This window comes from Lachnoclostridium sp. An169, from assembly GCF_002160525.1.
GTDB lineage: Bacteria > Bacillota > Clostridia > Lachnospirales > Lachnospiraceae > Mediterraneibacter > Mediterraneibacter cottocaccae.
Genome location: NZ_NFKT01000035.1, coordinates 24236 through 47327, shown reverse-complemented (window position 1 = coordinate 47327; position 23092 = coordinate 24236). Strand labels below are relative to the sequence as shown.

The 23092-nt window shown below is 49.0% G+C and carries 14 protein-coding genes; 6 read left to right on the top strand and 8 right to left on the bottom strand.

Annotated features, from left to right (window positions below):
- Window positions 1-76: 76 nt before the first annotated feature.
- Both ltrA and spoIIID read right to left on the bottom strand, forming a co-directional pair.
- Window positions 77-1381 carry a group II intron reverse transcriptase/maturase gene (gene ltrA / locus B5F07_RS18700; protein WP_087162728.1) on the bottom strand — a complete coding sequence of 435 codons (1305 nt, stop codon included), beginning with the start codon at window positions 1379-1381 and terminating at the stop codon, window positions 77-79.
- Window positions 1382-2023: 642 nt separating this feature from the next.
- Window positions 2024-2275, bottom strand: a complete 252-nt coding sequence (spoIIID, locus tag B5F07_RS18695; protein WP_087162727.1) for a sporulation transcriptional regulator SpoIIID — start codon at window positions 2273-2275, stop codon at window positions 2024-2026.
- A gap of 241 nt (window positions 2276-2516) precedes the next feature.
- On the opposite strand from spoIIID, the gene B5F07_RS18690 reads away from it, so the two are divergent.
- Window positions 2517-2885 (top strand): VOC family protein, encoded by a 369-nt coding sequence (locus B5F07_RS18690; RefSeq protein ID WP_087162726.1) that lies wholly within the window; start codon window positions 2517-2519, stop codon window positions 2883-2885.
- 121 nt (window positions 2886-3006) lie between these two features.
- Here the strand turns inward: B5F07_RS18690 and B5F07_RS18685 are convergent, their stop codons facing one another.
- The 5 genes from B5F07_RS18685 to B5F07_RS18665 all read right to left on the bottom strand — a co-directional run bounded on the left by B5F07_RS18685 (window position 3007) and on the right by B5F07_RS18665 (window position 14079).
- A complete protein-coding gene (locus tag B5F07_RS18685; RefSeq protein ID WP_087162725.1) occupies window positions 3007-5106 on the bottom strand; it encodes a sodium-translocating pyrophosphatase in 2100 nt (699 codons plus the stop codon).
- A gap of 240 nt (window positions 5107-5346) precedes the next feature.
- Window positions 5347-7272: a 1,4-alpha-glucan branching protein GlgB gene (gene glgB / locus B5F07_RS18680; RefSeq protein ID WP_087162724.1), complete on the bottom strand. Its 1926-nt coding sequence runs from the start codon at window positions 7270-7272 to the stop codon at window positions 5347-5349.
- A 131-nt stretch (window positions 7273-7403) separates the two neighbouring features.
- A complete protein-coding gene (locus tag B5F07_RS18675; RefSeq protein ID WP_330397885.1) occupies window positions 7404-10853 on the bottom strand; it encodes a hypothetical protein in 3450 nt (1149 codons plus the stop codon).
- A 1104-nt stretch (window positions 10854-11957) separates the two neighbouring features.
- Window positions 11958-13328, bottom strand: a complete 1371-nt coding sequence (locus B5F07_RS18670) for a sensor histidine kinase (protein ID WP_087162722.1) — start codon at window positions 13326-13328, stop codon at window positions 11958-11960.
- Window positions 13321-14079: a response regulator transcription factor gene (locus B5F07_RS18665; RefSeq protein ID WP_087162734.1), complete on the bottom strand. Its 759-nt coding sequence runs from the start codon at window positions 14077-14079 to the stop codon at window positions 13321-13323. The genes B5F07_RS18670 and B5F07_RS18665 overlap by 8 nt, the downstream gene beginning before the upstream one ends.
- Before the next feature lie 180 nt (window positions 14080-14259).
- Here B5F07_RS18665 and B5F07_RS18660 point away from each other — a divergent pair, with 180 nt between their 5' ends.
- From B5F07_RS18660 to B5F07_RS18640, 5 genes are all read left to right on the top strand, one after another.
- Window positions 14260-17370 carry a YfhO family protein gene (locus tag B5F07_RS18660; protein WP_087162721.1) on the top strand — a complete coding sequence of 1037 codons (3111 nt, stop codon included), beginning with the start codon at window positions 14260-14262 and terminating at the stop codon, window positions 17368-17370.
- The gene (locus B5F07_RS18655) at window positions 17363-18283 is read left to right on the top strand and encodes a glycosyltransferase family 2 protein (protein WP_087162720.1); all 921 of its coding nucleotides are present in this window, start codon (window positions 17363-17365) and stop codon (window positions 18281-18283) included. The genes B5F07_RS18660 and B5F07_RS18655 overlap by 8 nt, the downstream gene beginning before the upstream one ends.
- Before the next feature lie 88 nt (window positions 18284-18371).
- Complete coding sequence (locus tag B5F07_RS18650; protein ID WP_087162719.1) at window positions 18372-19352, top strand: LysM peptidoglycan-binding domain-containing protein; 981 nt, start codon at window positions 18372-18374, stop codon at window positions 19350-19352.
- A gap of 271 nt (window positions 19353-19623) precedes the next feature.
- Complete coding sequence (locus tag B5F07_RS18645) at window positions 19624-20133, top strand: pyridoxamine 5'-phosphate oxidase family protein (RefSeq protein ID WP_087162718.1); 510 nt, start codon at window positions 19624-19626, stop codon at window positions 20131-20133.
- Between the two features lies 1 nt (window position 20134).
- Complete coding sequence (locus B5F07_RS18640) at window positions 20135-21481, top strand: MATE family efflux transporter (RefSeq protein WP_087162717.1); 1347 nt, start codon at window positions 20135-20137, stop codon at window positions 21479-21481.
- A 291-nt stretch (window positions 21482-21772) separates the two neighbouring features.
- Here B5F07_RS18640 and larC read toward each other — a convergent pair whose 3' ends face one another.
- Window positions 21773-23092: a nickel pincer cofactor biosynthesis protein LarC gene (gene larC / locus B5F07_RS18635; protein ID WP_087162716.1), complete on the bottom strand. Its 1320-nt coding sequence runs from the start codon at window positions 23090-23092 to the stop codon at window positions 21773-21775.

The window sequence follows — 23092 nt, the reverse complement described above, 5'->3', positions numbered from 1 at the left end:
AATAGGGTAGAGGGAGAATAAAATCTCGCCCCTCCCATTGAACCGTACGTACGGGTCTCGTATACGGCTCTACAACTTATATTCCAACTTTTACTAAGTAATAGGATAAAGGATTGAGCAACCCCGCTCCATCTTTTATCCTGTTTTCAAGTATATCTTTGCTGAGAATGAAATTTACTACGTTCATTCCACTTCTCTTGTACCAACCAAGCCTTGAATTTGCCACTTTATAAATATCTTCATGGCTAAATCCATTGTGATTCTTCCAGTTTAAGTATCTCAGATTTCTGTATATGGTTTTCGGCTTCTTCCACTGCTTCATGACAATCACTCTTACTTTGTGCCTCAGCCATTCTCCAAACTCTTCCATATACTGCTTCATCAGCCCAATCCGAAAGTAATTAATCCATCCTCTCACCATTTCATTAACGCGTTTGATTGTCGCCGCCAGAGGTCTCGCGACTGCTCTGCCTCTTTTCAGATATTCACTCACTTTCTTTTTGAGCTTCTTTTTCTTTTCCGTAGTGGGTTTTACTTTCCATTCTCCACCATTCTTCAGAAATGTGAATCCCAGATATTTACTCCGTGTCGGTCTGACAACTTTCGTTTTGGCTGCATTTACCTTCAGGAATAGTTTTCTTTCCAACCAGTTGCTTATGGATTTCATCACCCGGTTGGCTGCCATTTCACTTTTTGTAAATATCAGCACATCATCTGCATACCTCGTAAACCGGAGCCCTCTGTATTCCAGTTCTTTGTCCAACTTATCTAGATACACATTTGAACATACGACGGAAAGTGGACCCCCTTGTGGCACGCCCGTGATTGTCGCTTTCTCCAACCCGTTTTCCATTACTCCTGCTTTCAGATATTTCCGAATCAGATTTAATGTGGTACTGTCATTTACCTGTTCCCTTAGTATCTGAATTAGTTTGTCATGATTTACCTTATCGAAAAACTGTTCTATATCTATATCTACTACCCATTCATACCCTTCATTCAAGTATTCCAGTGCCTGCCTGATGGCATCATGGCAACTTCTTCCCGGTCTGAACCCGTAGCTGTAGTCACTGAATATTTTCTCGTAAATATCAGATATAGGCTGTGATATTGCCTGTTGGATTGTTCGGTCCAGCGCCGTCGGTATCCCTAACGGTCTTTTCTTTCCGTTGTCTTTTGGAATGAATACTCTTCGGACTGGCTTCGGCATATAAGTTCTGTTTCTGAGAGACATTATGATTTTCTCCCGGTTCTCCCTTATATAGTTCCCCAACTCCTCTACAGTAACTCCGTCAACGCCGCCCGCGCCTTTATTGGCAACTACCTTTTTATAGGCTCTGTTCAGGTTTTCCTTTGATAAAATCACTTCAATTAATTCCATCGTTGTTACTCCTCTGACCTATCTCAAGATTCATACATACCGCCCCTCCAGGTATAGACATTATTCCTCGGTTACGTTCCTACTTTCCTGTCCACCCGATTTCCGGCTCATGTATTATTTTAAACATAGCGATTTGTACTATAAATCGTTTCAGTCCTTCGGCTATATCCCCACTGGGGCTTCGCCTACTATGACATCATCTGACTCCCTCTCCAAACCTTTTTCGACCATACCTCCCGGTATGTGAGTAGGGCCTCCCGAGGTAAGACACTAATCTTTCGTTCCACAACCTCTTGATTTACAACTTTGGCTTACGTTTACCTTTCGGGCTTCAGTTTGTCTTGCAACCTTACCCACCTAATTGCCTGATCAAGTTTCTGTTCGTAGGCTCAAGAACTTTGCTACACCACTTCCTCCACCTATGCCATTACTGACACCGGCTTGTGGTTCACTACACTTGGCGGTAAATACCCGTGACTGGACTTTCACCAGTAAGATTAGTGCCATGCTCGGCACACAAGTAAAAAACATAGCCATTTTTATAATGGCTATGTTCTCTATATTTTGTCTACCCTTTATAAAAAAGAATTCCCGGCATGTTCTACCCTGCCGGGAATTCTTTTCTGGCACTTCCGGCGATTCTCAGTGCTGATGAAGATATTTCTCTCTCGTGGCCATCCCTCCCCGGATGTGTCGTTCTGATTTGTTGGTATCCAGAACCTTGCGCGCTTCCCGGGCGAGGGTTGGATTGATCTGGAGGAGCCGCTCGGTGACATCCTTATGTACCGTACTCTTACTGATCCGGAACTTCTTTGCCGTCTGTCTCACCGTTGCACTGTTCTCTATAATATAATTTGCGATCTCCACGGCTCTCTCTTCAATATAATCCTTCAAAAAAATCCCCCTGCAAACCTCATTTTTACAATGTATGCAGGAAATCAGTAAGCCATGCCCTGTTTTGCTGTCCGGCAGCCAGAAATTTTATCACTTTTCCGCACCGACCGATTTTATTGAAAATCCCCGTATTTTCTGTTACTATAAGCAGGTACACAGAATATCTCCTGCCGCTGAATACAATATTCATCAACAGGCAGATCCCTTTTTGTACAGAAATCCAAAATAAGGAGGCTCTCACATGAAATTTACATTCGCACACAATAACCTGAATGTTTACGACCTGGAAAAATCGCTTGCTTTCTATAAAGAAGCGCTCGGGCTCACCGTAACGCGCACAAAAGACGCGGACGACGGCAGTTTCAAACTTGTATATTTAGGAGACGGCACCACGCCTCATCTTCTTGAGCTCACCTGGCTCCGGGATATGGACCGTCCCTACAATCTCGGCGACAACGAGATTCATCTTGCATTTGAAGTAGATGATTTTAACGCTGCTTTTGCAAAACATAAAGAGATGGGCTGCGTCTGCTTCGAGAATCCGAAAATGGGGATCTACTTCATCTCCGATCCTGACGGGTACTGGCTCGAAATAGTGCCGGCCAAATAAAAATTATAAGCCTGTTCACAAAGGAAAAAGATGGCCATCACCGCCATCTTTTTCACTCTTAATCGTTCTTTAAATTCACTTCATCCTGATATCCCCGGTGCTGAAACTGCACATCCCCGCATCAGAAAATATGATAATTCACCACAAGTGCCGCAAACACGATGGAAACCATGGAAAGCAGCTTGATCAGGATATTGATGGACGGTCCCGATGTATCCTTGAACGGATCGCCCACCGTATCGCCGACAACTGCAGCCTTGTGCTGTTCGCTTCCCTTTCCGCCGTGAGCGCCGCCCTCAATGTATTTCTTAGCATTGTCCCATGCACCGCCGGCATTCGCCATGAAGATAGCCATGAGGAATCCGGTTGCCGTGGAACCTGTCAAAAGTCCGATCACGCCGTTGTATCCGAGAATAAGACCTGTCACAACAGGAGTCACAATGGCAAGCAGCGTCGGAAGGATCATCTCACGAAGACTTGCCTTTGTACAGATATCAACACAGGTTGCATAGTCCGCATCCGCTTTTCCTTCCATCAGCCCCTTGATTTCCCTGAACTGACGGCGCACCTCAACTACGATACTCTGCGCCGCACGTCCCACGGAGTCCATCGTAAGCGCTGCAAATACAAACGGCAGGCATGAACCGATGAAGATACCGACCAGAACCGTCGGATTCATGACACTCATATCAAGCACAACCTCCGAACCGCCTACTTCCTGAACCTTCTCAACATAAGAAGCAATCAGTGCCAACGCTGTAAGCGCTGCAGATCCGATAGCGAATCCTTTTCCGGTCGCGGCTGTGGTATTTCCCAGAGAATCCAGGGCATCTGTACGTTTTCTCACGTTTTCATCCAGTCCTGCCATCTCCGCGATACCGCCCGCGTTGTCAGCAATCGGTCCGTATGCATCTGTGGCAAGAGTAATTCCAAGGGTGGAAAGCATTCCCACAGCCGCAAGAGCAATACCATACAGACCTCTTGTAGACTCAATAAAACCACCCGAGAACGCATATGCCGCCATAACGCATACTGCAATGATGACGATCGGAACTGCGGTGGAAAGCATTCCCAGGCTCAGACCGCCGATGATAATCGTCGCAGAGCCTGTCTCCGACTTATCCGCCAGCTTCTGCGTCGGTTTATATGTATCCGAAGTAAAATATTCCGTAAAGAATCCGATCAGCACACCTGCGAGCAGACCTCCGAGAATCGCAAAGTAAAATCCGATAAACTCCTTGCCCAGGATAAACCATACAATCGGAAATGCAACGACCGCAATGATGAGTGCGCTCGTATTTGTTCCTCTTCTGAGTGCTTTCAGCAGTGTGCTCTGATCCGTGTTCTCCCCCGTTTTTACCAGAAGCGAGCCGATAATCGACGCGAGTACTCCGACTGCCGCCAGGATCATCGGAATCACAACTGCATTCACACGGTCCACAGATTCTATCTTATTGAATGCGATAACCCCAAGAGCACATGCTGACAGGATCGAACCTACGTATGACTCATACAGGTCCGCTCCCATTCCGGCAACATCTCCTACATTATCACCCACATTGTCGGCAATAACAGCCGGATTTCGCGGATCATCTTCCGGGATTCCCGCCTCGACTTTTCCTACGAGGTCAGCTCCCACATCCGCCGCCTTTGTATAAATACCGCCGCCGACACGTGCAAACAGTGCCATGGAAGAAGCACCCATACCGAATGTCAGCATTGTGCTTGTGATATCTTCGATCGGGAGTTTAAACACAAGCCTGAGCAGCAGGTACCAGATCGAGATGTCCAGAAGACCGAGTCCGACAACGGTAAATCCCATAACCGATCCGGCCGAAAACGCCACATTCAGTCCCTTGTTCAGGCTTTTCTGGCAGGCTGCAGCCGTCCTGGCATTTGCCCGGGTCGCGATCTGCATTCCCACAAATCCGGAAAGTCCCGAGAAAAATCCTCCCGTCACAAACGCGAACGGAACAAACCATGTAAGCAGTCCGAGAGCTGCCATAACAAAGAGGATCACAAACATCGCTGCAAAAAATCCGATAAGGATCTTGTACTGGCGTCTCAGATACGCCATTGCCCCCTGGTGAATGGATGCGGAAATCTTTTTCATTTTATCGCTTCCTTCCGGGAACCGGAGCACTTTCTGTGCCCTGCTTGCCACAAAGAGAAGTGCGATAATGGAGCCGCATAATGTCAGTAGTGCCAATTGATTATCCATTTCTATCATTCCTCCAATCCTTATATAAAATTTTATGAATACGCAATCCATTATAACACTTTTACAAAAATTTTAATATATTTTTCTGATTTTATTTCATTATTAACAAATTATTCATAAAATAGGAGAGGCGGACAGAAAGCTTCACCTCTGCTCCGGATACGCACCTTCTGCAACAAAAACAGCGCCTGCGCCACAAAAAAAATCTCCCGGGAATTATTCCCGGGAGACGACATGTCCCTAAAACTCAAATACTGCAACGCCATATGGCGGAAGCGGATATGCAAATGAATATTTTCTTCCATCGCACTCCTGTTTTACCGGCTTATAGAGCAGAGGTCTCGCTTCACCTGTACCGCCGTACTGAAGTTCATCGCTGTTCAGAATCAGTTTACACTGTTTCCTGCGCGGTACTCCCACTCTGTAGTCCCGGCGCTCCATCGGTGTAAAATTGCAGACGAACAGGAGATTTTTCTTATTGTCCTTTGAGTGTCTCACAAAGCTGTATATACTGCGGAATATATCATCCGCGTTGATCCATTCAAAGCCCGCCGGATCCGCATCCATCTCGAACAGGGCCTTGTTCTTCTTATACAGATGCAGCAGGTCTCTGTACCAGTTCTGTATCTGCTGGTGCGGAGCCTCCTCCAGAAGGAACCAGTCAAGCTCTCTCTCCTCGCTCCATTCCCGAAGCTGTGCGAATTCCTGCCCCATAAAGAGCAGTTTTTTGCCCGGATGCCCCATCATAAATGCATACCCGACTTTCAGATTCGCATATTTATCAAATCCCAGGCCCGGCATCTTATTGATCATGGAGCACTTCAGATGCACTACTTCATCATGAGAAAGCACAAGGATGTAATTCTCACTGTATGCATATGAACTTGCAAAAGTCATCATATGGTGGGCGTTTTTCCTGAAATACGGATCAAGTTTCATATATTCTATAAAATCATGCATCCAGCCCATATTCCACTTCAGGCTGAATCCCAGCCCGCCGTCCTCCGGTTTCCCCGTAACTTTCGGCCATGCCGTAGACTCCTCCGCGATCATCATCGCTCCGTGGTTTCTTCCCAGGACAACCGAATTCAGATGTTTGAAGAATTCAATTGCTTCCAGATTCTCGTTTCCGCCATATTTATTTGCCACCCACTGCCCGTCCTGCTTTCCATAATCCAGATACAGCATGGAGGCAACTGCATCCACGCGAAGCCCGTCCACATGATAATGCTCAATCCAGAACAGAGCGTTGGCAATCAGGAAATTCTTTACTTCCGGTTTCCCGTAATCGAAGATCTTCGTTCCCCAGTCCGGATGTTCCCCTTTTCTCGGATCTGCATATTCAAATGTCGGCGTTCCGTCAAAATCTGCCAGACCATGCGCGTCTTTCGGGAAATGCGCCGGAACCCAGTCAAGGATTACTCCGATCTTGTTCCTGTGAAGATAGTTGATCATGTAGGCAAAATCCTCCGGAGTCCCGTACCTGGAAGTCGGAGCGTAATACCCGGTTACCTGATATCCCCAGGAACCGTCATACGGGTGCTCTGCCATTCCCATCAGCTCGACATGCGTATAACCCATATTCTTCACATATTTCGTAATTGCCTCTGCAAATTCTCTGTAAGTGTAAAAGCCCTCATCTTCTCTCCCCGGATGTCTCATCCATGAGCCAAGATGCACCTCATAAATCGACACAGGATTCACCTTGTGATCCCACGTCTTTCTCTCCGTCATCCAGGCGTCGTCCGTCCACTTCAGGTGAGAGATATCTGTCACACGGGATGCTGTTCCCGGCCTCAACTCGGCATAATTGGCAAACGGATCTGCCTTGAAGATTCTCTTGCCCTGCTGGGTCTCAATGCAGAACTTATAGAGATCGCCTTCTTTTACACCGGGGACAAAACAGGTATAAATTCCCATCGGCTCCTGCCGTTCCATATAATTTGCCTCAAAATCCCACTCATTAAAGTCACCTACGACAGCGACTCTCCGTGCATGCGGCGCCCATACCGCAAAATAGACTCCCGGCGTCCCGTCAACAGTAACCAGATGAGCTCCCATTTTCTGATAAATCTCGTAATGATTCCCCTGGCCGAAAAGATACTGATCAAGTTCACCGATTTCATAAGGCTGCACTTTCTTTTTTGTGCTTTCTTTCTTAACCATAAAGCCACCTCGCCGCTCAAGTTTATTTTCATAGTATCTATTATACTTGAATCACATGGAAAAAGAAAGAGAAAACAGCCTTTCTGCACAAAAACCGGCAGTCTTTTTCAAGACTGCCGGTCTATTGTCTGTCAAACGTTAAAATCTTTCTCTGAAAGCAGGATTCGATCTGCCTCATCCGTATTTTTTCCAAACACACGGCGTACCAGCTTCTTTGCCGATGCCTTCTGTGAATGTCGGATTGCCTCATCCATGATCTCTTTTACCTCGGCAACAGTAACAGCATGATCTTCCCTCTGGAGCGAGTCAATTCTGCTGTACAGTGCAAGAATTCCCATCTCATCGATGCGGTATCCGTTTTCCTGAGCATAGGTCTGGCCGAATGTTACCAGTTCATCATTGATAAAGATCGGTACTTCCAGACGACAGGTGAATTTCCGCCTGAATTCACGGTTGGATGAAAGGAGGCGGTCAAGCGGTTTACGCTGCTCTTCCAGAACAATAAGAAGTTCTCCCGTATCCTTCTCCATGGCCTTATTCAGTCTCGCCACGGTTTTTTCATTCATTTTACCCGCTTTTTCAATAATCAGAGCACCTCCGTACAGCTTTTCAAAGATATCTCCGATCTTCTTCTTGTTGAGCGATTCACCTGTAACGATGGCAACTTTTCCCTGACGGATATTTCTCTGTTTCTGGATTGCTTTTACAACATCCACCGCCAGAACGGTCTTTCCGTTTCCTTTATTTCCGATTATGAGCAGATTTCCCGTCCGGGAAGTTCCTTCCCGATTCGTACAGTTCTTATCCTGCTCAAGCACATCCACCAGCTGTTCGCTCATTCCCCGTACCGGCACAAAATAGGAAAACAGCTTCTTCTGTTCTTCCGTCAGTCCTGCACGCGTTCCTATTCCGCTCTGCATCTCCAGATCATAACGCCCGTGTACGATAAACCCGGTATCTGACATGGAAAGTGCATCCGATATCTCATCGAGCGGCAGCGGCGCCGTCTTTCCTGTAGCAATCAATTTGGCAGTTTCTTTTCTGCTAAGCGGCGTGGTCGCCGAGAGGATATCCATATCATCATCATCGTCATCCGGAATCTCTCTGTCATCCGGCTCGTTGCTGTGTTCCGGATTCACACGGAACTCTTCCTCCAGATCCGGTGCCCCCTCATCGTCAAACTCAAAGTCCCCGAGATCCTTTGTATCCGCTGTCAGATCATCACCAGACTCCTCGAACTCCTCGGCGTCTGCAAGAAGATCCTCATCGCTTTCCTCAAATTCCTCGCCATCATCCAGAAGTTCCGCATCATCGTCTTCCAGTTCTTCTCCGTCATCAAGGATTTCCGCGTCATCATCCTCCAGCTCTTCAGCATCGTCGATGAGCTCTGCCTCGCTGTCTTCCAGTTCTTCCCCATCATCGAGAAGCTCTGCGTCACTATCTTCCAGCTCTTCCCCATCATCGACGAGCTCTGCGTCACTATCTTCCAGTGCTTCTCCTTCGTCGAGAACTACTTCATCTTCCTCATCGAAAAGCTCTTCATCATCCAGAAGATCCTCACTCTCGTCAAGCTCAAACTCATCATCGATCCGAAGTTCTTCAGCAACTTTCCCCATATTTTCACGAGGTTCATCTGCTTTCTTTGCCGGGGCCTTGGGCTTCGGCTCTTCCGGAGGTATAACACCTTCGATTTCATCAATCATCCTCTGGATATCCGGCGGAAGAATCGGCTCAGTCTTCTTTTTCGGTGTACTCTCTTCCGGAAGTTCTTCCGCCTCCTCAACATCAAGGATTTCCTCCTCGGTTTCTGGTTCAGCCTTTGCTTCCGGCTCCGGAGCGGCCTTCTCAACCTCCGGCTCCTCTTCCGCTTTCTCCGGTTCGGCTTTTACTTCCGGCTCCGGTTCAGATTTTGCTTCCGGCTCCGGAGCGGCCTTCTCGACCTCCGGCTTTTCTTCCACTTTCTCCGGAGCGGCTTTTGCTTCCGGCTCCGAAGCAGCCTTCTCGGCCTCCGGCTCCGGCTTGGCTTCCGGCTCCTGCGGAGAGTCCCATCCTGCCAGTATATCCTCCAGGCTCATCTGTCCGGCAATCTGGTCATCATCTCCAGACGCAGTGTTCTCCTCCTCATCTTCAATATTCTTTCCGGCCTTATCTGTCTCTGAAGCATCTGCCAAGGAAGTGTCTGCTTCCGGCGAAGCTGCTTCATCTGTTGGTCTTTCATCAAGGAATTCTTCAGCTTCCGCCAGATCAAGCTCTGCTGTCTCCGTCAGATCTGCGGTTCCGCCTTCCTGCATTTCCGCTTTCTCAGTTTCCGGTGCCTCATCTGCTTCAGCTTCCGGAAGTTCATCTTCCGGTATCTCATCCACTGTTTCTTCGGGAATAATTTCTTTCATAGCGCCTGCCGTAGAAATCCGGCTGTTCGCTTCGGCAGCCTTTGCCGCCTTTTCTTCCGCTATCCGGTTGACAATATCAAGGTCTGCAACGGATTCAATCTCACCGATAGCGTCCTCAAGATCTGCCATATCCTCATCTACCTCTTCTGTTTCCGGTTCATCCCACAGATCGGCGGTCACATTCTCACTCAGACTGTCATCCAGCTCCTCGTCCAGATCTTCTGCATCCTCCGTAAGTTCTATGTCTTCCACATCCGGCGCATCTTCTTGTGTTTCAGCCGTCGTCACTGCTGATACTGACTCTGTCTCCACAACTTCCGGCTCCGGTTCTCTGTGAAGCAGCTTCTGAAGAGCCTCATCCAGACGCATTGTGTCGCCGATTTTTTTCTTTCTTGGCTCTCCGGCTTCAGCGACTTCCGGGATCGATTCTTCCGCCGGCTCCGGTCCCTTTTTCTCCTCAGCAGTTTCCGGTTCCTCTATAATTTCTGCGTCTTCAACCACTTCCGGTTCTTCCTGCTCCTCCTGGTTTTCTTCAAATGCCTCAAGGTTAGGCATTTCCTCCGTCTCAGCAGAAAGTTTTTCAAATCTCCGGTCATATTTCTCCTGTTGGGAAGGCGTAAGAGGCTTATACTGCATCTTCAGTTCCATTGCCTTATATACATACTTGCCTTCACTGAACCAGAGGATCAGATCATCACACTCTTCCAGACACTCGGCTGTCATTCCGGCTTCCTGATACAGTTTTGCCAGTTCATAAGCCCATTCTTCAATATATTCCGACTTCTTAAATTCTTCGAGAGCCTCAATCTGCTGTTCGACCGGTGCTCTCTGTGCCCGCAGGATCTGGTAGCGAAGGATATACTGATTTGGATCTTTCGGAGCGATCTGCATAAAATCATCGTAGAAGTCAATAGCTTCATCCACATTTCCCGTCTTCAGTGCAAGAGTACACAGGCGATAGATAACCTTCCTGCTTCCTTCCGCACGGCGGTAAACGTCATTAAGCACCTCATAGCTTTTCTGATATTCCCCGTTTTTCTCATAAATATCGCTGACATTCATCAGCATCGTAATATTGCGCACTTTCCGCCAGTCAATCTCGTCCGCCAGTTCTGCTGCCTTCCTATATGACCCCTCTTCCATAAGTTCAAGCATCTGTTCTGTCTTTAACTTATATTCATACTTATCCACCGCATTCACCTCATCGAAAATAATGTTTTATCGATTTCTTAGCTCCCCCTGCGTCTTCCTGACACAAAGCGCTACTCTTTCCCTAGTTTACCATATGAGCTGCTCAATGTCAAAAAAATGCACCCTCAATTGACATTGAAGATGCATTTTATGATTTATTTAATTTTTTCATTATTATTATTTTATATTTGAAATCGGAGGCAAATACTTGATTTTGTTCCTGTGAGACCTCTGCCGGTTTGCTATTATAATTCGCGGTCGATTTATTAAGACCAGCTTACTAAATCTTCCCTCCTTTAATAACAAATTGAGGTTCATAGTAAAATCCTTCTGCATTCGGCTTTCCGTCAGCTCCGGTACCATTTTATCTCTATAAATAATCTCTCAGTTATTATTCCTATAATCGTTCACCTGAAGCAGTACCATAACCCGATATTCCAACAGCCTACTGAATTATTGCTTCTATAACTATATATCATTTATTATAAAATGAATATTCTACTCAATGTTTCTTTACACATCTTTCGAAATTTTACTATATGTGGTATCTATATTCAATACGTCTGCAGATGTTAAATCTCTTGATTTTCATCCAGATTCCGAACTCTCCGATCAAATTATCTCACTTGTACTTATTTCTGGATTATTAATCTTTATCTACAGCAAAGGTCTCTTGCATCACAGGAACTTCCATCTGCCGTACCACTGACATATTGATTATTAACTGAAACTATACTGTCCATTGGACTGACCTCCTGTTGCCTTGTATTTTTAATCTAATCGAACACCTGATAATTTATGTTCTCTTAGATAAATATCCATCTGAGATGTTTTTCTTTTGTACTTTTGTATCTCTTTTGGATTGACTTAATAATACCATCCGAGCTTGTATTTGTCAACACATTATATTATTTTATTTTAAATAAATTTATTATTGTATGTTTTTATATGAATTTTCTGATAATTTAAAGACCTTTTGGACATAAATCATGCCGGATATACTATATATAGATTCCGGATAAGATATTGACAGACTTTTCAGACAGGCTTTTCAAAAAGGGACAGGGCAAAAGTTAATTCGGGACGTAGTCAAATTAAATTTGACTACGTCCCGAACCAAATTTTCACAGAATACACGTTATTTTCATCAAATGTATACAATTCCCCCTGATGCATTTTCACCATCTTCTCCGTGCTCTTAAGCCCGATCCGGTTGCTTTCCACCTCCGCAGCGTCTTTCTTCACCGTATTTGCAACGGTTATCCTGATTCTTCCTCTGTCGGGAGACAGCTCCACGATCACCGGACCTGATTTATCGCCATACTTCAATACATTGGAAAACAGATTGCTGAAAATCCGCTTCAGCATGATCTCATCCCCGAACATATATTGCCTTCCCGGATGGAGCGCCATTTCCACACGGAATCCCGCCAGTGTAATAAAATCGCAGTTTTCCCGGAGGATATTCTCAAGAAGAGCGACCGGGATCTGTCTGAGCCGGGCGGTTTCGGTATCTTCATATACGAGGGCGTACTCAAACATACGGTCTGTCAGGGCGCGGATATCTCCGGTCTTTTTCAGGCATCGGTCTATATATTCTTCCTGCTTCTCCGGATCTCCTTTTTTCAGCTTAAGCACTTCCAGATAACCGTTAAGCACAGTGAGCGGCGTCCGCAGGTCATGGGACATTGCCGTGATGAGATCCTGATTTGCCCGGCGGTTCTCCTCCTCCCGGGTAATATTTTCATCCAGTGTCTTCCTCAGACTGTCCAGCTCCGCCGCCAGTATCCCGACCTCATCCGCTCCGCAGGACGGAACCGGACGGGACAGATCCCCCAGAGACATTCGTGTGATTGCCTCCTGTACTCTCAGGATCCGGCGGATCACCCTGCCGATAAAAATGAGGATGACTGCAAGAAAGATCAGCACGCACAGCGCAACGATAGTGATCGTGTAAGGATAGGTAAACAGTGCTCTGTGATAGGAACGGTATTCCACATAGAATGTCCCGTTCTGAAATTCGACAATCGCGTGTCCCACCCGTTCTCCAAGCCTGGACATGCTCTCGTCTGTCAGTGTCCCGTACAAAAGTCTGGACAGGACTGCCGCCAGGCGGCCGCAGTAATACAGATCCCCATCCTCTCTGTATATCGACACGGAAGTGTAGCCATCCCCTGTCATCACATCAAAAAAGCCTTCTATCTCATCCCACTGCGCTTCTTCAAGTTCCAGCGGCACCCTATATTTCACAGCCTCTGCTCTCAGCTTCCCGACGAATTTCTCCTCGTCAAAAAATGTCACAATTCCAGTCTTTTCCAGAAAAAGGCATACAGCTCTCTGTGAAACCCAAAGTGCATTATAAACGGAAAGACTCACCGTTGCCATCACCAGGATCAATACTGCCAGTTTTGTCCGGATCTTCCATTTTGCCAGTCTGTGCTCTTCAAAAAACTGCTTCCATTTTTCTCTAATCACAGCGGTATCCCCTTCCCCATACGGTCCGGATCACCGTCGGATTCTTGGGATCGTCCTCAATTTTCCGTCTCAGATTCCTTATGTGGACCATAACCGTATTATTTGCCCCATAGTAGTAGGGCTCTCCCCAGACGGACTCGTACAGATGCTCTGCAGAAAAAATCTGGTGCCTGTTTTTCGCAAGCAGGTGCAGCACCGCATACTCCGTATCTGTCAGGTCGATGACATGCCCGCCCCGGCTGACACAGGACCTTGTCTCGTTAATCTCTATATCAAAGATTCTGATTATCGAATCCGCAATTTCTTCCGTTCCGGCCGGATATCCGGTGCCTGCCTGGCCCTGCGCATTTCTCCCGTCTTTTCCCTGATAGACCTGATACCGCCGTATCATCGCTTTAGCGCGGCTGACCAGCTCATTATAGGAAAATGGTTTTGCCAGGTAATCGTCACCCCCGCTTGAAAACCCAAGCATCTTGTCCCCTTCCTGTGTCTTTGCACTCAGGAAAAGAATCGGTGCGTTGCTGTTCTTTCTGATCTCCATGCAGGTCTGATAGCCGTTCATGCCGGGCATCATAATATCCAGAATAATGAGATCGAATTCCCGGCTCTGCACCTTTTCCAACGCCAGACTCCCGTTTTTGGCCTCGTGGATCTCAAAGCCTTCTCCCCCCAGAAGGATCCGCAGGACTTCCCGTATTTCCGGGTTATCATCCACAATAAGAATTCCCGGCTTTTCACTCCCGTGCTCCATCTTTTTCTCCCTTCTCTTTTCATCTTCCTCTGTCATTATACACATTTTTAATATTTATGCACTTCTTCTTAAGAATTCTTTAGAATCTCTTCGGGCCTTTATTAAGAAATCACAGCTACTCTATAGTAAAACAGATGCAGCACAAAATACTGCAAAAACAACCGGAAGCGAGGCAAAACTATGACATCGATTTTTATTGGGAATAAAACGGCTGTCCGTAAGGACTCCGCACGCACTATCCTGCGGAGCCTGTCTGTACCGGCGGCGCTTATCCTGATTTTTATTCTTCTGATTACCCTGAGTGTTCCTGAGGGATGTATCTTCGGCTCCCATGTAGACTGGCTGAGCCAGCACGCCGCACTGGCTGAAACGATCCGGAATGCCTGTCTGGAACAGGGCACCATCCTTCCCTCCTGGCTTGAACTTGGCGGCGGCAGCAACGGATACATGTTTTCTTATTATGGATTCCTGCGCCCGGACATCCTGATCGGCTGCCTGCTACCCCAGGTTCCGATGATCCGCATACTGACCGCCTGTATGCTCGCCATATACCTGGCATCGGTTCTGCTCTGCTACTGCTTTCTGCGGACAGAAGATATTGCGGTTCCCTTTGCCTTTGGTGGAAGCGTCCTGTTCATGACAGCCGGGTGCATGTTCCACATGCACCGTCAGGTAATGTTCGTCAGCTATATGCCTTTTCTGCTCCTGGCATTTCTGTGCATCCGCAGGAAACGGCTCCGCTGGCTGCCGCTCTGCCTCTGCCTGATCTGGCTCCACAGTTTCTACTATATTATCGGGGTGCTTGCTGCGGTGGGCTGGTACTGGCTTTCCGTGGAAGGCAGGGATTTCCGCCGGAAATATTTTCTGAAAGGATTTGTAAGTTCCACGGTCCTTTCCGCAGGTATGGCGGCGGCTCTTCTGATCCCCACCGGGCTTGTCATCCTGGAACACCGGCGGAGCGGAAGCAGCCCTTTCCTTCCGGAACTGTTCGGCCCCAATGTGGCGTTCAATAACCTGCTGTTCAACGAATACGGCATGGGACTGTCCTTTATCTGCTTTTATGCCATACTTGCGGGACTGGGGCGGAAAAAATTCCGCAGATGGAGCATCCTGTTTCTCCTCCTGGGCCTGTTCGGAATCTTTTCCTACCTTCTGAACGGTACCCTGTATGCACGCCCGAAGATCCTGATTCCGTTTATGCCGCTGGTGATTCTGCACTGTGCCCGGTACTTTCAGGAGGCATGGCACCGCGTCCAGATCTCCCGGGAGGAGAGGCTCCCGGCAGGACAGGCAGGTTCAGAAGAAAACCCGTTTCCCCGGTGGCCCTTTGCCGTGATGATCCCGGTTGGCCTCCTGTGGTTCAGCCAGGCACAGTTTCCCATGATCCTGCTGGAACTTTTCCTGCTCCTGTGTCTCTGTATCCTGCTGAGACATGGCCGGTTTTTAAAAACACGCCCCGTATTCAGGCGGCTCCCCGGAATTGTCCCGGGTGCCCTGGCCCTGCTGCTGGCACTGACCGCACCGGTAGGACTGTATCTGACAACAGCTCAGACGGAGGAATGGGTCTCCGCTTCCGAAATCAGTGCCGGACTTACGAAAGAAGAAGCCCAGGCACCGGATCTGGATACCCGATACCGGTTCGACAGCCTGATCAGCCCCCTGGAGAGTTCCAACGAACTGATCCGCACCGGGCAGCCACGGAGCAGTATGTATTCCTCCATCACGAACCGGGATTATTCCGGCCTTTATTACGATACGCTTATGACGCCCATCCGCATCAACAACAGAGTTGCCATACTGACATCGGACAATCCGTTTATGACCAACCTGATGGGCGTCCGCTACCTGGAGACCGCAAAAGACAATATTCCCGCCGGATATGAGATTCTCTTCGAATCCGGAAATACCGTTGTGGCAGAGAACAAACAGGTTCTTCCCATCGTGTATTTTACCGGGGACACAATATCACAGGAAGAATATGACACCCTGGGCCCCTATGAAAAACTGGATGCTCTGACCCGGTACACCATCGTGGATGGCGCCGGCAGCAGTACACCCTTTTGCTCAACAATGGAAAGCTGGGAACCGGATCTTAAGCTGTCGGATCTGCCCGAAGGTCTCTCTGTGGAAAAGACTTCCGCCGGCTATGAGATCCATGCGGAACAGAACTGTACCGTCACTGCAGAGATCCGCAACCCTGTTCCCGGGAAGATTGTACTGCTTGAATTTCAGGTTGACAGCCTGACCAGCAGATCCGTCGTGATCGACATCAACGGAATCCGCAACAAGCTGTCCAACCGCTTTGCCCCGTATCCGAACGGAAACAACTGCTTTCACTATCAGTTTTCCCCGAAGGACGGCGGGAGCGTAACCCGGCTTGAGATCTCGCTGCCCAAAGGCCGTTACATCCTCAGCGGCTTTACCTGGCATCTGTACGACCAGAAATTTCTGCAGGAGAAATCATATACACCCCTGGAATCTTCCGGGAAAACCGGCTCAGAGATCTCCGGGAAAAATATCTGGTCCCGGACGGTACAGAGCGGAACCATTCACGCAGAGACGGACGGATATCTTGCCACATCCATCCCCCTGCAGAACGGTCTGGAGATTCTGGTGGACTCAGAGCCCTCCGATCTGATTTCCGTAAACGAAGCATTTGCCGGAACATTTGTGGAAGCGGGAACCCATACGGTTGAAATCCGCTTTACCCCGCCGGGAAAAGCTGCCGGATGTATTCTCAGCATCCTGTCCGTATGCGGATACGTGCTTTTTTTGATTCTCCCGGGCCTGAGGCTGCTTCTGGCAGAAAACATCTGTCCAAACGCATGTATTGCTGCCGGTAAAAAGGGCAGCTCCAAATCTCATACAGAAAGAAGGATTCCCATGAAACTGAAAAAAGAACTTGTCACTTACATCTTAAGCGGAGGCATTACCACGGGAGTGAACTATGTTCTCTATGCCGCGCTCCTGTCGGCACATATTCCATATCTTGCCGCCAACAGCATCGCTTGGACGGGCGCAGTCGTGACGGCATATGTCCTGAACCGGATGTGGGTCTTCCGATCCGGGAACCGCGTTCTGCACGAACTGATATCGTTTGCGGGGCTCCGTTTGCTCACCCTGGCGGCAGAAAACTTCCTGCTCTGGCTGCTCATCAGCCGGCTGAAGTTTCTCCCGTTTCCCGCAAAACTCCTGGTCAGTGTGGTGACAGTGGCCGGCAACTACGTGCTCTGCAAATATGGTGTATTCAAAAAGTCTGCTGATAAAAAGGAGGAGATCTGTCATGGATAAAATCAGCATTATTGTACCCTGCTATAACGAAGAAAAAGTCCTTTCCGCCTTCTACCGCGAGACGTCCGCCGCGGTGGCGGACATCGAAGGCGCTCAGTGCGAATTCATTTTTGTGGACGACGGCAGCCGCGATCACACGCCGGATATACTGCAGAGTCTTTCCTGCGCTGACCACCGCTGCAAATACATCTCATTTTCCAGAAATTTCGGCAAGGAAGCCGCCATGTACGCGGGGCTGCAGAACGCATCCGGTGACTACTGCGTATTCATGGATGCGGATCTGCAGCATCCGCCTGCTCTCCTTAAAGAAATGTATCACGCCGTAAAAAATGAAGGCTACGACTGCTGTGCCGGTCTCCGGGAGGACCGCACCGGGGAAGGGCGCCTGCGCAATTTTCTCTCCCACAGTTTTTACCGGATTATCAACCGCATGTGCCGGCTTGATATGACAGACGGTGCAGGAGACTTCCGCATGATGAGCCGTACCATGGCAGACTCTGTCCTTGAGCTCAAAGAGTACAACCGCTATATGAAGGGGATCTTTTCCTTTGTGGGATTTGACACCAAATGGATTCCTTTTCACAATGTGGAACGTGCGGCGGGAGAGACAAAGTGGAACTTCCGCTCCCTCTTCCGCTACGCGGTGGACGGAATTCTCTCCTTCTCCTCCGCACCGGCAACCCTTGCCGGCTCCGCAGGAATGTTTCTGGTCATTGCTGCTGTCATAACTGCCCTCTGTACAGTTCTTTCGGGGCACCCGATTGCAGGCACCTCGCTTATAGTCTGCCTGATTCTCTTTCTCAGCGGCATTCAGATGTTTTTCATCTCCATCCTGGGACAGTACATCTCCCGGGACTATATGGAGAGCAAAAAAAGACCAATCTATATCGTGAAGAAAAAGGGAGGATTCTGATATCGTTTTTGCTGCCTCTCCCTCCTCACACTTCCCGGCCGGGGACATATACTGATATCACCACACTATTTTGAAAGGATGTTATTCCATGAGCATAAAAGGGCTTGATGTCAGTAAATTCCAGGGGACCGTGGACTGGGAACAGGTCCGGGCTGCCGGATATCAGTTTGCCATGATAAGAGCAGGATACGGCACAGATACTATTGATGAACAGTTTCACCGCAACGCATCCGAATGCAACCGCATCGGTCTGCCAATCGGCGTCTACTGGTTCTGCTACGCCACAAGCGCTGCCGATGCAGTGACCGAGGCAGAAGGGTGTCTTAACGCCATCTCACCCTATCGCCTGGATTATCCCGTCTGTTACGACGTGGAACAGGCGTCCGTAGATTACGCAGTCAGACAGGGCGTTACGGTAACTCCCGCTCTTGCACAGGAATTTGTCAGAAATTTCTGCGACCGGGTTGAAAAGGCCGGTTACTTTGCCATGTACTACAGCAACCGCAGCTTTATCGATCAGTATCTCGGCATGGATCTTGCAAAACGCTACGCACTCTGGTACGCCCGGTATACCGATACTTTTGACGGAACCGACTGCGGGATCTGGCAGTACACAAGCCAGGGAAGCGTCCCCGGCCTCAGCGGAAATGTAGATCTTGACACCGCTTATGAAGATTATCCGTCCGTAATCCGTTCCGCAGGGCTGAATCATTTATCCGGAACCTCGCCGTCTCCTTCCCCGGAGCCTGCTCCCGGACCATCTTCCGGGTATATCACCTATGTGATACAGCCGGGAGACACATTAAGCGGAATCGCAGCACGCTATGGCACAACGGTTGCCGAACTCACCCGGCTGAACGGCATCTCCAACCCGGATAAAATCTATGCCGGGACGACAATTAAAGTCCCGGAAACAGGAACCGGCGCCAGATATTACACGGTCCGCTCCGGCGACACACTGAGTGGAATTGCCGCGCGGTTCGGCACCTCCGTCAGCGCCATTGCCGCCCTGAACGGCATCTCTGATCCGAACCGGATCTATGCCGGGACCACGATCCGTATTCCCTGACGGATTCCCTGACCGGTTCCCGACATCCGACCGGCAGACAGCGGACTCTATCGGAACTCCGGGGGGATTCCAGGAATTTCCGGGAATTTTTCCGCGTTGACTTTTGCAGATCTCTGTGATATGATACCAGGGTCAGAAGTGCTGCAGGCTCAACGCCGCAGCATTTAAAATCATTAATAATACATTTTACCGCCGGGTAACGTCTTATTTATTTCAGTAGGCCTTTGTTGAAATAATATAAGACGTTTTTTTTGGCAGAAAAGGAGTCCATATGTTCAGACAAATGCGCAGAAAAAGACAGATGCTCTCAAAAGAAGAATGTGAATCCGTCCTTTGCCGGGGAACCTCCGGGGTTCTGGCAGTATCAGGTGATGACGGCTATCCCTACGCCGTTCCTTTGAGTTATCTTTATGAAGACGGAAAAATCTTCTTTCACAGTGCCGGAAGCGGCCATAAACTTGACGCCATCGCAGGAAATGACCGGGTTTCCTTCTGTGTCATTGACCAGGACAGAATCGTTCCGGAAGAATACACCACATATTTCCGCAGTATCATTGCCTTCGGACGAATCCACATCATCGAAAATGACACAGAAAAAAGAGACGCCATCGAAAAACTGGCCCGGAAATATGCGCCCCTGGAAAGCCGGGAGAGTATAAATGCCGCTATTGACAGGGAATATGCACCTCTTTGCATGCTCCGCATGGATATCGAACACCTGAGCGGAAAAGAAGCCATTGAACTGATCCGTGAAAAGGAAAGAACACAGAAAGGGGTATAAAATGGAAAGCAGGTCATGTTTCAGAGATTTTGCAAAATATTCTTCCCTCAATATAATGGGGATGATCGGTCTGTCGTGCTACATACTGGCGGATACTTTCTTCGTCTCTCAGGCACTGGGAGCAGACGGACTTACCGCCCTGAACCTGGCGATCCCGGTCTACAGTTTCATCCACGGGAGCGGCCTGATGATCGGCATGGGCGGCAGCACGAAGTTTTCTATCTTCAAAAGCCAGGGAAATATGAAAGAAGCCTGCCAGGCATTCACCCACGCTGTAATGCTGACGGCAGTTCTTGCCTCCGTATTCTTTCTCCTCGGGGTCTTTGCCTCCGGTTTTCTGATCCGTCTGCTTGGCGCGGATGAAACCGTGTATGAGATGAGCCGCACTTATCTGCAGGTAATTCTTCTGTTTGCCCCTGCGTTTATGACAAATAACCTGCTGCTTTGCTTCATCCGCAACGACGGCGCCCCGCAGCTTTCCATGGCTGCCATGATCGGCGGCAGCCTTTCCAACGTGGTGCTGGATTATGTATTCATGTTTCCTTTCGGGATGGGAATATTCGGTGCAGTACTTGCCACAGGCCTTGCCCCGGTAATCAGCATCGGTATTCTCTCGCCGTTTCTGTTCCGGAAGAAGAACCATTTTCATCTGGACAAATGCCGGATCAGCCTTCGGACAGCCCTGGATATTTTTTCCAGCGGTCTGCCCTCCCTGGTTACGGAAGTTTCGTCCGGTATTGTCATCATCGTCTTTAACATCATTATTCTGGGGATCGCGGGAAATACCGGGGTGGCGGCATACGGGGTGATTGCCAACCTCTCTCTTGTCGTCATTGCAATTTACACCGGAATCGCCCAGGGAATCCAACCGCTCCTGAGCAGCTATTACGGATACGGGAACCGGAAAAATATTCTGGCAACACTCCGGTACGCCCTGATTTGCGTCCTGTTTATCTCCGCTGCAGTCTATCTGTGCATATTTTTCTTTGCAGAGCCGATCGCCGCGGTCTTTAACAGCGAGCATAACGTCCTCCTGCAGGAAATTGCTGCCACGGGACTTAAAATTTATTTTATCGGATGTGTGTTTGCCGGGTTTAATATCGTGGTATCCGTATATTTTACATCTACCGAATGGCCGCTGCCCGCCCACATTATCTCGCTGATGCGGGGATTCATCGTCATTATTCCCATGGCTTTCCTGCTTTCTTCCATTGCCGGAATCATCGGTGTATGGTCCTCATTTCCGGCAACCGAACTGATCGTCAGCCTGATCGGAGCCATAATCTTTCTCCTCGGCCTCAAAGGAATCCGGCTGGCAGGGAAACCGCATACAAATATTTCCGATTAATAATTTCTTTATAATTTTTTATTTCTTTTAGACTTTAAACATACTTTGGACACATTTTCTGGCTATACTATATCCCAGATAGTTGATAAAACAACTATCTCCCCCCTCATAAAGTCAGGAATCCCGGGAGACCGGGATTCCGCACTTTACTCTCATTCCTTTTTAGATAACTTATAAAACAACGGAAACCCATCGGCTGTAAAGCCGGTGGGTTTCCGCGTTATCAGGATAATTTTCCAAGCTGTTTTCCTGTCAGGGGTCCGGTAGCCGGGGCACTTTTCGGGCACCCTCTCACGAAAGATTCCTCAGCGCGTCTTCATAGACATTTCTGTAAGGGACTCCGTTTTCCTTCGCCAGTGCCGCTACATCCTCATACTCCGGCTTCTCATGGGTAATTCCGAATGCGGAGGCTGTCTTGACCCTTACCTCCCCCCATTTTGTCTGAACCGTCCTGCTGCCGGGCTTGAGAAAATATTTTCCGCACCGGCGGACTCTCACCCCGTTGGTCGTAGTCTGTTCCAGAATATTCCGGGCAGTCTCCTCCTCCTGATCCGGCGCACAGAGTACCGTCAGCACATGACCGGGGCGCCCTTTTTTCATAATGCCGGGTATGGTGTACACATCCAAAGCACCAAGTTCAAGCAGGCGGGCACATGCAAACGCCAGTGCCTCCGGCGTCATGTCATCAATATTGCATACCAGTTCCGTGATTTTCTCCGCCGGAACGTTTGCTCCCGGATTCATGCTCTCCCCCAGAAAAACCCTGACACAGTTTGCCTGTTCAAACTGCTTTGTGCCGATTCCAATTCCCACGTCCTGCCCGAGCATTACAGGCATCGGACCGAAGGAATCCGCGAAGTGAACCAGCAGTGCCGCCCCGGTAGGCGTACAGAGTTCCCCCTTCACTTCCCCGCCGTAAAACGGTGCGCCCTGGAGCAGATTGGCAGTCGCCGGAGCGGGAACCGGCATGATTCCGTGGGCGCAGCGCACAGTTCCGCTTCCCACATGAACCGGTGAGACCACAACCTTTTCCGGGCGGAGAAGATACATGGCATAGCAGACACCCGCGACGTCCGCCACTGCATCCAGAGCCCCCACCTCATGGAAATGCACGTCCCCTGCCGGACAGCCGTGAGCCTTTGCCTCTGCATCGGCAATCGCATCGTAAACAGCCCGGGCGTGGGCGCGCACTTCGTCAGGAAGGGGAAGGCTGTCGATCAGCTCAGCAATATGCCCCGGCGTGGCATGATGATGAGAGTGCTCATGGTCATGTCCATGCTCATGACCGCGTCCATGCTCATGCTCGTGTCCGTGCTCATGGCTGTATCCATGCTCATGACCGTGTCCATGTTCATGACCGTGTCCGTGTTCATGGTCGTGTCCATGCTCGTGTCCGTGCTCCAGTTCTTCCTGCCCGTGCACTGTAACCGCCATATGTGTTCCCGCGATTCCGCATGTCCGGCTTCTCTGCGGCTCAATCTTCACTCCGGGCAGTCCCAGTCCGTTCATGGTATCCACAAAGCCCTGCTTGTCTTCCAGAAGTTCATACAGCGCAGACATAAGCATATCTCCGGCTGCTCCCATGTTACATTCTATATAAAGTATTCTCAT